The sequence below is a fragment of the Bradyrhizobium sp. genome, assembly GCF_019242285.1.
In the GTDB taxonomy this organism is placed as follows: Bacteria; Pseudomonadota; Alphaproteobacteria; order Rhizobiales; family Xanthobacteraceae; genus Bradyrhizobium.
This window is the reverse complement of the sequence record NZ_JAFAVV010000491.1, coordinates 1-12,871: the sequence shown is the minus strand read 5'-3', so window position 1 is coordinate 12,871 and position 12,871 is coordinate 1. Positions and strand designations below refer to the sequence as shown.

At 63.6% G+C, this 12,871-nt stretch carries 15 protein-coding genes; 8 read left to right on the top strand and 7 right to left on the bottom strand.

Annotation, left to right across the window (positions count from 1 at the left end; all coding sequences use genetic code 11):
* Positions 1–832 (bottom strand): cytochrome P450 (locus JOY90_RS19470; protein ID WP_291692734.1); only part of this gene is annotated, 832 nt, incomplete at its 3' end.
* A 347-nt stretch (positions 833–1,179) separates the two neighbouring features.
* Here JOY90_RS19470 and JOY90_RS19465 point away from each other — a divergent pair.
* The 4 genes from JOY90_RS19465 to JOY90_RS19450 all read left to right on the top strand — a co-directional run bounded on the left by JOY90_RS19465 (position 1,180) and on the right by JOY90_RS19450 (position 5,235).
* Entirely contained in the window at positions 1,180–2,352 is a 1,173-nt protein-coding gene (locus tag JOY90_RS19465) for an isovaleryl-CoA dehydrogenase (RefSeq protein ID WP_291692733.1), read from the top strand.
* Positions 2,353–2,441: 89 nt separating this feature from the next.
* A complete protein-coding gene (locus JOY90_RS19460) occupies positions 2,442–3,563 on the top strand; it encodes a DUF898 family protein (RefSeq protein WP_291692732.1) in 1,122 nt (373 codons plus the stop codon).
* Positions 3,563–4,681, top strand: coding sequence for a M48 family metallopeptidase (locus JOY90_RS19455; protein WP_291692731.1), 1,119 nt, complete (start codon positions 3,563–3,565; stop codon positions 4,679–4,681). Before JOY90_RS19460 ends, JOY90_RS19455 begins: the two co-directional genes overlap by 1 nt.
* A gap of 380 nt (positions 4,682–5,061) precedes the next feature.
* Positions 5,062–5,235 carry a hypothetical protein gene (locus tag JOY90_RS19450; RefSeq protein ID WP_291692730.1) on the top strand — a complete coding sequence of 58 codons (174 nt, stop codon included), beginning with the start codon at positions 5,062–5,064 and terminating at the stop codon, positions 5,233–5,235.
* Between the two features lie 67 nt (positions 5,236–5,302).
* On the opposite strand, the gene JOY90_RS19445 is transcribed toward JOY90_RS19450, so the two are convergent.
* A complete protein-coding gene (locus tag JOY90_RS19445; protein WP_291692736.1) occupies positions 5,303–6,076 on the bottom strand; it encodes a DUF2927 domain-containing protein in 774 nt (257 codons plus the stop codon).
* 32 nt (positions 6,077–6,108) lie between these two features.
* On the bottom strand, positions 6,109–6,756 hold the full coding sequence (locus tag JOY90_RS19440; protein WP_291692729.1) for a L,D-transpeptidase: 648 nt from the start codon (positions 6,754–6,756) through the stop codon (positions 6,109–6,111).
* Between the two features lie 215 nt (positions 6,757–6,971).
* On the opposite strand from JOY90_RS19440, the gene JOY90_RS19435 reads away from it, so the two are divergent.
* Positions 6,972–8,519, top strand: a complete 1,548-nt coding sequence (locus JOY90_RS19435) for an acetolactate synthase large subunit (protein WP_291692735.1) — start codon at positions 6,972–6,974, stop codon at positions 8,517–8,519.
* 80 nt (positions 8,520–8,599) lie between these two features.
* Positions 8,600–9,115 carry a hypothetical protein gene (locus JOY90_RS19430; protein ID WP_291692728.1) on the top strand — a complete coding sequence of 172 codons (516 nt, stop codon included), beginning with the start codon at positions 8,600–8,602 and terminating at the stop codon, positions 9,113–9,115.
* A gap of 57 nt (positions 9,116–9,172) precedes the next feature.
* Here JOY90_RS19430 and JOY90_RS19425 read toward each other — a convergent pair whose 3' ends face one another.
* Positions 9,173–9,382: a hypothetical protein gene (locus JOY90_RS19425; protein WP_291692727.1), complete on the bottom strand. Its 210-nt coding sequence runs from the start codon at positions 9,380–9,382 to the stop codon at positions 9,173–9,175.
* A 200-nt stretch (positions 9,383–9,582) separates the two neighbouring features.
* Between JOY90_RS19425 and JOY90_RS19420 the strand changes: the two genes are divergently transcribed.
* Positions 9,583–9,723, top strand: a complete 141-nt coding sequence (locus JOY90_RS19420) for a hypothetical protein (RefSeq protein WP_291692726.1) — start codon at positions 9,583–9,585, stop codon at positions 9,721–9,723.
* Between the two features lie 316 nt (positions 9,724–10,039).
* Here JOY90_RS19420 and JOY90_RS19415 read toward each other — a convergent pair whose 3' ends face one another.
* Entirely contained in the window at positions 10,040–10,453 is a 414-nt protein-coding gene (locus JOY90_RS19415; protein ID WP_291692725.1) for a type II toxin-antitoxin system VapC family toxin, read from the bottom strand.
* Entirely contained in the window at positions 10,450–10,752 is a 303-nt protein-coding gene (locus tag JOY90_RS19410; protein ID WP_291692724.1) for a hypothetical protein, read from the bottom strand. The genes JOY90_RS19415 and JOY90_RS19410 overlap by 4 nt, the downstream gene beginning before the upstream one ends.
* Positions 10,753–11,278: 526 nt before the next feature.
* Here JOY90_RS19410 and JOY90_RS19405 point away from each other — a divergent pair.
* Positions 11,279–11,728 carry a hypothetical protein gene (locus JOY90_RS19405; protein ID WP_291692723.1) on the top strand — a complete coding sequence of 150 codons (450 nt, stop codon included), beginning with the start codon at positions 11,279–11,281 and terminating at the stop codon, positions 11,726–11,728.
* 119 nt (positions 11,729–11,847) lie between these two features.
* On the opposite strand, the gene JOY90_RS19400 is transcribed toward JOY90_RS19405, so the two are convergent.
* Complete coding sequence (locus JOY90_RS19400; protein WP_291692722.1) at positions 11,848–12,672, bottom strand: DUF4145 domain-containing protein; 825 nt, start codon at positions 12,670–12,672, stop codon at positions 11,848–11,850.
* Positions 12,673–12,871 lie beyond the last annotated feature (199 nt).

The following is a 12,871-nucleotide window of genomic DNA, read 5'->3' as shown; positions in this document are numbered from 1 at the left end:
CCAGCACCGAGCCGCTCATGGTGTTGCGCGTGGTGTCGTTGCCGCCGACGATCAGCAGGATGATGTTGCCCATCAGATTGTCGCCGTCCATGTGGCGCGTCGCCTCGCTGTGCGCCATCATCGACAACAGGTCGTTGCGCGGCTCGGCATTGACGCGCTCGTTCCAGAGTCTGGCGAAATATTCCCGGCACTCGTTCATCTCGCGCTGCCGCTGCTCCGGCGAATCGACGATGCCGCTCTTCGGCAGGGCGGTCGAGACGTCGGACCAGCGGGTCAATTTGCGCCGCTCCTCGAACGGGAAGTCGAACAGGGTGGCCAGCATCTGCGTGGTCAATTCGATCGAGACCCTCTCGACGAAGTTGAAGGTCTCGTTGCGCGGCAGGCCGTCGAGCACTTTCGCCGAGCGCTTGCGGATCAGGATCGCGAGCTCGTCGAGATGCGCCGGCGTGAACATCGGCGACACCGTCTTGCGCTGCTCGGCATGTCTCGGCTGGTCCATCGCGATGAAGCTCGGCCAGTCGTAGCCCGGCGGCTGGTCGCGGATCGTGATGCCGCCGATCGCGGCGTCGGAGGAGAAGATGCCGTGATGGGTGTCGACATGCATGATGTCGTGATATTTGGTGACCGACCAGTAGGGCTCGATCGGCGAATTGGTGCAGTAATGTACCGGCTCTTCCTTGCGCAACCGCTCGAACCACGGCCACAGCATGTCGTCCTGGAACAGTCGCGGCGCGCCGGGATGGAAGTCCTTCAGGGGCGTCGAATAGGCCTCCTCACGCGCGCGGCGCAGTCGCTCGGCTCTGTCGGAACGGACGGTGGTCTGGACGTTCATCGTTCACTGCTTCCTGACACGAGGGATTTCACTTATGCGGCGATACGCGCCGGCGGAGTTTCACAATCCTCGGCGAAACTCGAAACGGACGCGCTTCGGCCGGCACCGCCCGAGAGTCCATCCCAGATAATCCTGAGCTGCGGCTCTGCAAGGCGGATATACCGCAAAGGTCGATTCCTCGGCGAATTACATCCCTTCGCGGGCGTTCAGGCAAGGAGGAGTTGCCGGCGCGGTGCTCGCCATGCTGGTATTCTGCGGCGCCGCACTTCTGCCGTGACAAGCGGTATTCCAGCGATTAGGTCTGTATCGAGGCGTGCACACGACTGGATTTCCTGGAGACCGTGACCATGATCCCCAACGCACATCGGATGTTCAATTTCGATCTGGGCGAGACGGCCGACGCCATTCGCGAGACCGTTCAGGACTTTGCCGGCCACGAGATCGCGCCGCGCGCCGCCGAGATCGACCGGACCAACCAGTTTCCACGCGATCTCTGGCCGAAGCTCGGCGCGCTCGGCCTGCACGGCATCACGGTCGAGGAGGACTATGGCGGCTCCGGGCTCGGCTATCTCGAGCATTGCATCGCGGTCGAGGAGATCTCGCGCGCATCCGCCGCGGTCGGACTGTCCTATGGCGCGCATTCCAATCTCTGCGTCAACCAGCTCCGCCGCAACGGCAGCGAGGCCCAGAAGCGGAAATACCTGCCGAAGTTGATCTCGGGCGACCATGTCGGCTCGCTCGCGATGTCGGAGCCGAACGCCGGCTCCGACGTGGTGTCGATGACGACGCGGGCCGAGAAGAAGGGCGATCGCTACGTCCTCAACGGCAGCAAGATGTGGATCACCAACGGACCGATCGCCGAGACGCTGGTCGTCTACGCCAAGACCGATCCGAATGCGGGGCCGCGCGGCATCACCGCCTTCATCATCGACAAGGGCATGAAGGGATTTTCCACCGCGCAGAAGCTCGACAAGCTCGGCATGCGCGGCTCCGACACCGGCGAACTGGTGTTCGCCGATTGCGAAGTGCCGGAGGAGAACGTGCTCGGCGAGGTCGGGCGCGGCGTCAACGTCCTGATGAGCGGGCTCGACTACGAGCGTGCGGTGCTGGCGGCAGGGCCGCTCGGTATCATGCAGGCCTGCATGGACGTGGTGATGCCCTATGTGCATGAGCGCAAGCAGTTCGGCCAGCCGATCGGCACGTTCCAGCTCGTCCAGGGCAAGATCGCCGACATGTATACGACGATGAACGCCTCGCGCGCCTATGTCTATGCGGTGGCGAAGGCCTGCGACCGCGGCGAGACCACCCGCGAGGACGCGGCGGGCGCGATTCTCTATGCCTCGGAGAAGGCCACGCAATGCGCGCTCGACGCCATCCAGTTGCTCGGCGGCAACGGCTACATCAACGACTATCCGACCGGGCGGCTGTTGCGCGACGCCAAGCTCTACGAGATCGGCGCCGGCACCAGCGAAATCCGTCGCATGCTAATTGGCCGCGAATTGTTCGAAAAATCCTCGTAATTAAGGCGTTGAACCCGGCCCGTCATGCTGCCGACCAATGCGCGTCGTAGCATGCGTGTTTTACACGGAGGGGTTGAACTGTGAATCAGATGAGTTTTGTTGCGGGCCAGCCGCCCGGGGTGCCGCCGGCGCCGGTGGCGTTTTCCGGGAATCGTGGCCGATTCCTGTCATTGGCGTCTCGCGGCGCAGCACTGGAGCTGGTGACGTTCGGCTTCTACCGGTTCTGGCTCGTCACCGACATCCGACGGCACCTGTGGTCGCATACGCTGGTCGACGGCGATGCGCCCGAATACACTGGTCGGGGCAGGGAGCTGCTGGTCGGATTCCTGTTCGCGATGGCGATCCTGGTCCCGATCTACCTCGTCTATTTCGTGATCGGCATCGAGGCCGAGCGCTTCAAGGCCTTCGCCAGCGTGCCGCTGGTGATCGGATTCTATGCGTTCGGACAATTCGCGATCTACCGCGCCCGACGCTATCGCCTGACCCGCACGGTCTGGCGCGGCGTCCGCTTCTGGATGGACGGATCGGGATGGGCCTATGCCTGGCGCTCGATGCTCTGGGGCCTTTTGGTGCTGGTGACGCTCGGCGGCGCCTATGCCTGGCGCGAGGCCGCGCTCGAGCGCTACAAGATGCACCACTCCCATTACGGCGATCTGCAGGGCAGCTTCGAAGGACGCGGCTGGGAGCTCTTCAAGCGCACTTGGGGTCTGTGGCTGTTCGGTCCGGTCGCCTGGATCATCTTTCCCTTGCTGCCGATCTTCTACGCGGAGTTCAAGGCGCGCGAGTGGCGCTGGTGGCTCTGCGGCATCCGGTTCGGCGACGTGCGGCTGGAATCGAAATTGCCCAATACTGCGCTCTATGGCCTGTACTGGAAGGTGATCGGCTGGTTCCTGCTGTTCGACCTCGTGATCGGCGCCTATGTCGCACTCTGTGTCTTTCTCCTGAAGGGAAGCGGCCCGATGGAGGCGGCGATGCAGGCGCTGCCGAAGAACATCCCGTTCATGGTCCTGCTCGTGATCGGCTATCTGGCGTTCATCCTGGCGTTCAACGTGGTGATGCGGCTGTATTTTCAGCGTGATCTCTGGGCGAGGGTGGCAAGCTCCACGAAGGTGCATGCCATCGAATCCGCCGAGAACGTCACCGCGAAAGGGGAAGCGGCGAGCGCGCTTGGCGAGGGATTCGCCGACGGGCTCGATGTGGCGGGCTTCTAGTGGAGTTCACGGCCAACACCGCCGAGCAGGCGGCACCCGATCCGGTCCGATCGGCCGTCTATTACGACGGCAAATCGAGCCGGAAGCGGACGGTCGTCCTGGCCTTCGGCGACAAGCTCGTGATCAGCGGGGAGGGGCTCCCCTCCGAATCATGGGACTACGCCGACATCCGGCGCGCGGACGGCGCGCCGGGCGTCCTGCGCGTGAGTTGCCTGTCCGCCTCGCCGCTGGCCCGGCTCGAAATCCGGGACGCCACGCTTGCCGCCGATCTCGAGTCCCGTTGCGCGCGGCTCGGCGACAACAGCCTGGACGGCCGCAGCATCGCCCGCATCGTCGGCTGGTCGCTCGCCGCGGCGGCCTCGATCGTGCTGGTCATCCTGTTCGCCATCCCGTTGGCTGCCGACCGGCTGACGCCGCTGGTGCCGGCCAGTTTCGAACGACGCCTCGGCGACGCCGCCGACGCGCAGATGAAGGCGGTGTTCGGTGGACACGCCTGCAAGGCAGAGGCGGGCCAGGCGGCGCTCGTCAAGCTCGTCGATGCGCTGCGGAAATCATCCGGTCTGGACCTTGCGGTCGAGCCCGCGGTGCTGGACACCCCGATCCCGAATGCCTTCGCGCTGCCGGGCGGCAAGGTCTACCTGCTCAAGGGATTGCTGGCGAAGGCGGACGATCCGGACGAGATCGCGGGCGTTCTCGCCCACGAGCTCGGGCACCTCGCGCACCGCGACAGCGTTCGCGAGGTGATCTACAACGGCGGCACCTCGTTCCTGGTCGGGCTCCTGTTCGGCGACGTCACGGGCTCGAGCACCCTGATCTTCGCATCGCGCTCGCTCGTGACCGCGACCTATTCCCGCGAGGCGGAGCAGAACGCCGACAGCTTCGCCATCGAGGTGATGCAGAGGTTGGGCCGATCGCCCAAGCCCATGGGCGAGTTGCTGTTCCGCGTCACCGGCAAGGAAGGCGACAACCCGCTTTCGATCCTGGCAAGCCACCCGCTCACCGAGGACCGGCTGAAACGAATGAGCGAGCTGGACCGGCAGGCCGCCGGACCGCCATTGCTGACCCGGACGGAATGGACGGAACTGAAGTCGATCTGCGGGCCGGTGTCGAAGACCTGATCGCGCGTGCCGGCTGCTGCACCGCCCACCGACGGGCGCTTTCCGGCTTCAGGCTCCACGCTGCCTGCGTGGCGGCGAAGGCGCGACAATCTGGGGCTCCTCACGCCGTCCGGCAAGGCAGGCGCTGCGATGAAGCAGCGCGTCTGGCAGGGGAACTCGTCATTTGAAAATTTATGGGAGGTTTCGGATTACTCATTAGACGGATTCACGCTTTTAAGTCACAATTATAACTGAATTAAACTATACGTTGCCGGCGGCCTGGAGTTGCGCCCTCCGTGGTTGCAGACAATGCAGTTGTGGGCATTCCTTGCGGGGCTCGGCTTGATCCCGCGACCGCGCGGGCCCGGCCTGACTTTCGAATCGCGCAACTGGATCCCGTCATGACCAAGACCTCCGAGCCGCCGTTGTCTCTTTCCGAAGTGGACACGGTGAAGACCTATCGCCAGTTGCGGTTGATGAGGGCCTTGTTCCAGATCGACGATCCGGAACTCGAACGGGCGCTGGCGGTCATTGTCGACCGTTTGGCCGCGCCGCGGTCGTCCACGGGGGCCTGAGCGGTTTTTCGCCGCGAAATTCGTAAAGCGGTTGTCGCAAGCGGCGCCTCGCGGCGGCCGGTGCCCGTCACTCCGGCAGATCGTTGAGCTTCCGCACCCAGGCCCGCACATCGGCGAGCACCTCGGGCAGCACCGCCTTGACCTCCTCGACCGTCATGCCCGCCTTGATGCGCGGATCGTAGAGGATGTTCAAGAGATACTGGTCGTAGACGTCGAAGAAGCCCATCGACACCTTGTCGTTGAACATGGTCCAGGCCACCGCGCTCGTGTCGTTGATCGGCCCGAGTGCCTGCAACAGCTCCTCATAGGCGCAATCCAGGAACACGAAGCCGCCATTGTCGACGGTGAGAATCACGTCGGAATGCTCGATCTCGAACCTGCCGTTCTTGCGGAAGCCCGACAGGCATTGCGGATCGAGCGAGGTCTTGATCTCGCGCGCCCGTTCGCGGCCGTAGAGGCTCGCGATGGTGCGGTCGAGATCGCGGTCCCGCACCAGCTTGACGCTGACATTGGCCTCGGCCCGCGTCCTGGCCATCGCGATGTCCAGGTGCTGGACGCGCCGGCCGATATCGGCGACCACGTTCGCCAACTGCGTCTTGCGATCGCGGCGGCTGCCGTCGGCGAACACCCGCACCGGCGCGTCGAATTTCCGGATGTGGTCGACGCGGCCGGCGAGGTGATACTCGGCGCCGAACGCCGTCTTCAGGAAGCCGTCGACGATCTCGGCATCGGTGAAGCTCTTCCTTTCCGCGCGCTGGCGCGCGGCGACGGCGGGGATTTCAGCCGACGCAGGCGGCGGCTGCGCGGCGCTGCCGAGCAGGCCCGCCGCCAGGGCGGCCAGGACCCATCTTAATTCCCATCTTAGTTCCCATCTCAATTCCTGACGATCACGGTCGCGCCGACCCGGACGCGGTCGTAGAGATCCTCGACGTCCTCGTTGGTCATGCGGAAGCAGCCGGAGGAGACGGCCTGCCCGATCGTCTCCGGCTCGTTGGAGCCGTGGATGCGGTAGAGTGTCGAGCCGAGATAGATGGCGCGGGCGCCCAGGGGATTGTCGATGCCGCCCTCCATGTGGCGGGGCAGGTCGGGGCGTCGCCGCAGCATCTGCGAGGGTGGCGTCCAGCTCGGCCATTCCTTCTTGGCGGAGACGTGATGCACGCCGCCCCAGCGGAACCCGTCGCGGCCGACACCGATGCCATAACGCAGCGCCTCACCATTGCCGAGCACGAGATAGAGGCGCCGCTCGGCGGTGTTCACGACGATGGTGCCCGGCGCGAGATTGACCGGGTACATCACGGTTTCTCGCGGGATCGGGCCGGCGCTGCCCCGGCTGTAGAAGTCAGGTCCGCCGCCGCCTCGGTTATAGAAGTCAGGGCCGCCGCCGTTGTAGTAGTCCGGGCCGCCTCTGCCTCGGCCATAGTAATCCGGGCCGAAGTCACGGTTACCGAAGAACTGAGCCTGGGCGGAGTCCATGCCGAAAAACAGCGCCCCCAAAACCAACGCCACCACGATCCGGGTCATTTTCTCTCTCATGAAATAAGTGGAATCCCCATGAAGCCAGACAGGCCATACCGGCCTGCCTTTCGCAACCAACGGCTCCGTGAGCCGTGTGGATTCGCGCGAAGCGTTGCTTTTACCGCAACTGGCTGCGATGCGCTGCCACCCTTTGACGGGCGCGCCGAACAATGATTGATCTTCAGGCCGATGGCAGCAAGGCCGGCGAGCGGAGTGGAACGATGAACGGCGCGGAAAGTCTGGTGCGGACCCTGGTCGCGGGCGGGGTGGACATCTGTTTCACCAATCCCGGCACCTCCGAGATGCATTTCGTCGCCGCGCTGGACCGGGTCGAGGGAATGCGCTGCGTGCTCGGTCTGTTCGAGGGCGTGGTGACCGGGGCCGCCGACGGCTACTTCCGGATGAAGGGCAGGCCAGCCTCGACGCTTCTGCATCTCGGGCCCGGTCTCGCCAACGGGCTCGCCAACCTGCACAACGCGAAGAAGGCGCGTTCGGGCATCGTCAACATCGTCGGCCAGCATGCGACCTACCATATCGGCTTCAATGCGCCCCTGACCTCCGATATCGAGGGCCTGGCGCGACCGATGTCGGAATGGGTGCGGACCTCGCCGAACGCGAAATCGGTCGCGGCCGACGGCGCCGCCGCCATCGCGGCAGCCAGGAGCTCGCCGCCGCAGATCGCCACGCTGATCCTCCCCGCAGATACCGCCTGGAACGAAGCGGACGGCATCGCCGAGGTGCAGGCGGCAGGCCAGGCGTCGGGCTTCTCGGCGGAAGCCGTGGAGAAGGCGGCGAAGGTGTTGCACGCGGGCGGCGACACCAACCTGCTGCTCGTCACCGGCGCCGCGCTGACCGAGAAGGGACTGGCGCTGGCGCAGCAGATCGCCGGCAAGACCGGCTGCAAGGTGATGGGCCAGACCTATCATCCGCGCATGGCGCGCGGCCGCGGCCGCTTCTCGATCGACCGCATCCCCTATGTGATCGAATCCGCGCTGCCGATCCTGAAAAACTTTGAGAACATCGTGCTGGTCGAGGCCAACGATCCGGTCGCCTTCTTCGCCTATCCGAACAAGCCGAGCATCCTCAAGCCCGAGGGCTGCGAGGTGCATCGCATGACCGCCTGGGGCGAGAACTCGGTCGCGGCGCTGGAGGCGCTCGCTGACGCGCTCGGCGCCAGGCCGTCCGACGTGACGCCGCAGCAGCTCGTCGAGCTGAACAAGCCCACGGGGGCATTGAATCATGCCTCGATCGCCCAGGCGATCGCCTGCGCAATCCCCGAGAATGCGATCATCGTCGATGAATCCATCACCACAGGCCGCGGCTTCTTTCCGCCGACGGCGGCGGCCGCGCCACATGACTGGCTTCAGAACATGGGCGGCTCGATCGGCTTCTCCACCCCGGTCGCCACCGGCGCCGCGGTCGCCTGTCCGGACCGCAAGGTGATCTGCATGGTCGGCGACGGCAGCGCGATGTATACGATCCAGTCGCTGTGGACGCAGGCCCGCGAGGGCCTCAACGTCGTGACCATCGTGTTCGCCAACCGGATCTACCAGATCCTGCGCGGCGAATTCGACGGTGTCGGCGCCGGCGAGCCCGGCAAGCGGGCGCAGGACATGCTGAAGCTCGACCGTCCGACCATCGACTTCGTTGCGCTGGCGCGCGGCATGGGGGTGGAGGGCCGCGCAGTGACCACGGCGGACGAGTTCAACCAGGCGCTGGCGGAAGCCATCGCCGCGCAGGGGCCGCGCCTGATCGAAGTGCAGATGTAGCGCGGCGGCGGGGACGTTCGTGGACGTCATTGCGGGCGGGGGCCGCGCAATGACGACATGTGTATTGGGTCGGGGGCGCCATGCACGCCGAGTTGGGTGGACTTGTCGACGCGTTGCGGGATTTCTACGCGGCCGAGGCCTTTCTGTTCGAAAAGGACGCCGGCGAGCGCGCGCTGTGTCATCGGCTGGCGGTGAGCCTCGAGCGGCGATTCTCGGGCTGGCAGGTCGATTGCGACTACAACCGGCTCGGCGAGCGGGCGTTCAGGCTCCCCCGCGGCACGATCGTCTCGACCGACGATGCCCTCGCCAAATCGGTCTACCCCGACATCGTCGTGCACCAGCGCGAGGTTCCGAAAAACCTGCTGGCGGTCGAGGTCCGCAAGGCGTCCAACCATCAGCCGCTGGAGCATGACCGGCACAAGCTGCGGGGACTGACCGATCCGCATCTGTGGTTCGCCTTCTGGATCGGGGTCCTGGTGGTGCTGGCCAAGAAGAGCGTCAGCCACGTGGAAGTCTATCTCGGCGGCGTGCAGGACCAGGCCCTGTCCGAATGGCTCGCGTCGCGGCTGAAGGAAACGGGACTGACGGCGCCGTAGCGGCGCTCGTCGCTGGCCTGAAACGAAAAGGCCGCCCGAAGGCGGCCGCGTCGTTCATTACTTGGACATGTCGTCGGACTTCTTCGAAGACTTCTTCGACTTCTTGCTCGTCTTCTTCATGCCGTCCTTGGACATGTCGCCCTTGCTCATGGTGTCGCCGCTCGCCGGCGGGGACCCGGCCTTGTCCTGGGCGAACGCGATGGAAGGAGCGAGGGCGGTCGACGAGACAAAGGCAAGGGCGGCGATCGCGACGATTAATTTGCGCATGAGGGAACCTCCGTAAGTTTGGCGCGCGCACCATACAGAAACTGCGACAATTGGGCCTAGCACCCCCGATCAGTTATTTGTGAGTAAAAACGCGCGCCGCCGACCGAGAAAGGCCATTCAACAGTCGCTTTTCGCTGTGCGCCGGAACCGATGTGAGTCGCTGCCGTTATCGCCATGGGCAGATTTTCCGGAGAAAAACCATGAACTTGCACACGGCCATGTCACCCATCGATGCGCCGCGGCCGACGCGGGAGGACGAGATGGCCTATGCCACCGGCTGGACCATCAGCGGCCTGGCCACACTCGGCACCATCATTGCGGTCTGGTTGTTCGCGCTGTGAATGTCGATCTGTTCGCGGCTGTTGCTTTTGCGCAACAATGATGATCGCCCGCCGCGATGCCGAAAGCCTGTGTGACTGTCGATTTTGCAGGAGCCAGACCTTTGCCAGGCCCGTCGCCTTCGCGGATCTGACGAATCGCTGATCGACCGTCAGGAAGGCATCGCAGGGCGCCGCTCGTCCAAGATGGAACGAATCGGCGAAATCCATGCCGGCGTTCGTCCGATCCAGCGCGAACGCGATCAGCCCGGGATCGTTGAGCAAGACATTTGGGTGGCTGCCGGAACTCCGGAGCGACTTTGCTGCGGATGATCGCCTGTCAGGTAGAGAACGGATCAAGCACCTGGACGCCGGTCACGACAATGTCCGCGATATTGCGGGTCACCAATGTCAGGCCGTGTACTTTGGCAGTTGCCGCCAGCAGGCCGTCGATCAAAGGCAACGGATTGGGAATTCCCAGGAGCGCCCAGGCTTCCGCGACCGGCTCGTCGATAGGCAGGACACGCCCCCCGAGCCCGGTCCGCACCTGCAAAAACCATCGATCGAGAGATTCGGCCTGCGCTGGATCGCTCCGCCGCTTCAACTCGATGCCGTGACGGATTTCAGCGAGCACGAGCACGCTCGCCCCAATGTCCTCGACCGGTGTGCGAGCAACCCAATGGACGACGTTTGGATGGGCGCGGTCGCGCTTGCGGATTTCGGAAATGACGTTCGTGTCGAGCAGGAATTTCACAGATCGACCCGGCGCCAACCTCGCAGGCGCGGCTGGTCAAAAACATCTGTGAAGACTTCGTCGGGAAGTTCGGAGCCGAAGATGTCGAAAGCAGTTCTCATCTCTGGATTCATCACGGATTTGACGAGGGTGGATCGAAGCGCCTCGGCCTTCTCGTCCCCGCCACGCAGCGTCTCGGCCAGCGCCCGGATGAGGCCGGCATCCTGTTTGGATGCCTGAACCTCAACGCGCACAAAGCCTCGCGCCGCCGCGCGACGACGGTGCGTACGGGTCGCCTTGCGCTGGGACTTGCTGGTCATGGGATCCTTTCCAAGTCATCGAAGTTCCGGTTATATAACCGGAAATATGATGAGGTTCAAGGAGGAAGCGTTTTGGAGCCGCGTTTTGGTGGAGACAGCCGAGTTGCAGACAATCGCCATCTGGGCAGTCAACCTCGCGGCGCCGCAGGACTAAGATGGGCCGCGACAGCAGAGCCGCAGGGGACCCGTGTTCATCGCCGGCGATCGATCCCGGTCACGCCGCGGCTGCTCGAAATTTGGCGGTCGCCAAAGGACTCATGTCGTGACGAAACCAGTCCAGCGCCGTTCGATTCACTTCGGCGTTCGGGGAGCTTATCGCTGCTCGCGACCCAAGCAGCCGAGCGGCGTTCGCTCTCTTCTGAACCGGTGCCTGACGCACTCTTCAGGAAGCGGGTCAGGGCGACTTTCCGCGAGTTTCTCGGTGCAGCCGCACATTCTGTCGTCGCTGGCCAAACTAGCGCGAATTCAAGATTGAGACCGCCACGCTTCCGCGTGATGAGATATGATCGGAGAGGAGGCCGCGAGAATGACAGGCGCTATCGAGAGTACCGGCGACATCGAGGCGCTCTTCGCGCGCTATGCCGAAGCTTTCGCTGCGCGGGATGCCAAGGCATTGGCGCAATGCTTTCTCTACCCCTGCCACTTCGTCAGCGACGACGGCGGCGACATCGCGCTGACCGTGGTGACCTCGGTTGAGCAATACCTGGCAGAGATCGTCAAGCCCTTGTTCAAGGGTTATCGCCGGCTTGGCGTGGCCAGCGGACCCATACGCGATCTTCAAGTTCGCGCTCTCTCACCGCGACTCCGCCACGTGACCGTTCTGTGGGACGTCCTCAACAGTCCGGGTGAGGTGCTCTTTTCACACGAAGCCTCCTACACACTGGCCTTGAGGTCACGCGAGTGGCGGATCTGCGCGATTGCCTACAGCGAGATGAGGGAAATCAATACCCTTTTGGCCTCGATGCCCAGAGCCTGACCTGCTCGTATCTTCCCCAGCAATTCGCGCATTCAGGGCAACCAAGGTATTTATGAAGATAAGAGGTCGAACCTTGGACCTCTCCCGAGTGATGGCGGAATTTGCCTTTGAAATTTCATTCAGAGTTTAGCGCTGCTGGTATCATTCCACGGATTTTCCCGCCTGTGATCGGGATTGGCGTTGGGGACGTGTGGGCAGAGTTCTGATTTATTCCTCAAGTTTCGCGATACCGGCGAACATCTCAGTTGCAGAACGCCTCGGTCTCTTTTTTCCTCTTCGCGTTCCTTAAACTCATTATAGCGGTCCGTCAGGTCGTAGACGTACTCGGTGATGGCGTAGACGAATGCTTGCAGGTCTTCGACGTCCTGCCGAGAGACGCTTATGTCTTCCGGGTGGGCCGCCAGGTTGCGCACCGCCTGCAGGCTGAGGCTCCAGTCATAGAGGCGATCGTCTATGATCTTGCGCTCGCGCAATTCCTTGATGCCGTTGCCAAGCATCAGGCGCTTCTTCGGCTTCGCTGGCGCCCCCTCGGCGGCCTTTAGCTCTTCCTTTTCTTGCAGAAGATTGCGGCACAGCGCCTCCAGCGCACGACCGAGCATTACGCACGCAGCGATGTTGGCGCCGGCCTGGAACGATCGGTCCGCCTCAACGAGCGACTGCGTAAGCGTCCGCGGAATTCGCCAGCTCGTGAAGGCCTTAGGAGGGTTCGGATATACCCTAACAACGTCGCCGAACGAATCGGCGTCACTGTCGTAGTCCTCGAATTCGATTTGTGCGGCTCGTCCAACCAAGGACAGCGTGCAGCTTGGGCATTTGCCGATGAGGATTCGTTCGCCGACCGGTTCGCCGGCCTCATCGTCCCAATGCGAGCGGTCGATATAGCCGTGCTGCTCGGCGCCGACCTTGGCCTTGCAGTGAGGGCAGTCGATGATGAACGTCGCCATGGAGGGACCAAGTGAGTTCGAGCCTTAGGCCGTCCTCTCAGTAGCACATTGCTCCAAAGGAGGAGCGGCTTTGAGCCGTGCCCGCGCGGCTATAACGGCCTCCGCTGATAACAGCATCCGCTCCGCTCTGGTCTGCCTGCAACTGCCGGATAGGTTCTCCGCCCCGATCGCGAAAAGCTCTGCAAAACAAAGGAATTTA

Bases quoted from the DNA above. Each gene is read 5' to 3' on its own strand.
- JOY90_RS19440 (WP_291692729.1), bottom strand. From the start codon at position 6,756: ATGACCCGGATCGTGGTGGCGTTGGTTTTGGGGGCGCTGTTTTTCGGC.
- JOY90_RS19405 (WP_291692723.1), top strand. From the start codon at position 11,279: ATGACAGGCGCTATCGAGAGTACCGGCGACATCGAGGCGCTCTTCGCG.
- JOY90_RS19465 (WP_291692733.1), top strand. From the start codon at position 1,180: ATGATCCCCAACGCACATCGGATGTTCAATTTCGATCTGGGCGAGACG.
- JOY90_RS19450 (WP_291692730.1), top strand. From the start codon at position 5,062: ATGACCAAGACCTCCGAGCCGCCGTTGTCTCTTTCCGAAGTGGACACG.
- JOY90_RS19400 (WP_291692722.1), bottom strand. From the start codon at position 12,672: ATGGCGACGTTCATCATCGACTGCCCTCACTGCAAGGCCAAGGTCGGC.
- JOY90_RS19425 (WP_291692727.1), bottom strand. From the start codon at position 9,382: ATGCGCAAATTAATCGTCGCGATCGCCGCCCTTGCCTTTGTCTCGTCG.
- JOY90_RS19435 (WP_291692735.1), top strand. From the start codon at position 6,972: ATGAACGGCGCGGAAAGTCTGGTGCGGACCCTGGTCGCGGGCGGGGTG.
- JOY90_RS19430 (WP_291692728.1), top strand. From the start codon at position 8,600: ATGCACGCCGAGTTGGGTGGACTTGTCGACGCGTTGCGGGATTTCTAC.
- JOY90_RS19420 (WP_291692726.1), top strand. From the start codon at position 9,583: ATGAACTTGCACACGGCCATGTCACCCATCGATGCGCCGCGGCCGACG.
- JOY90_RS19460 (WP_291692732.1), top strand. From the start codon at position 2,442: ATGAGTTTTGTTGCGGGCCAGCCGCCCGGGGTGCCGCCGGCGCCGGTG.
- JOY90_RS19410 (WP_291692724.1), bottom strand. From the start codon at position 10,752: ATGACCAGCAAGTCCCAGCGCAAGGCGACCCGTACGCACCGTCGTCGC.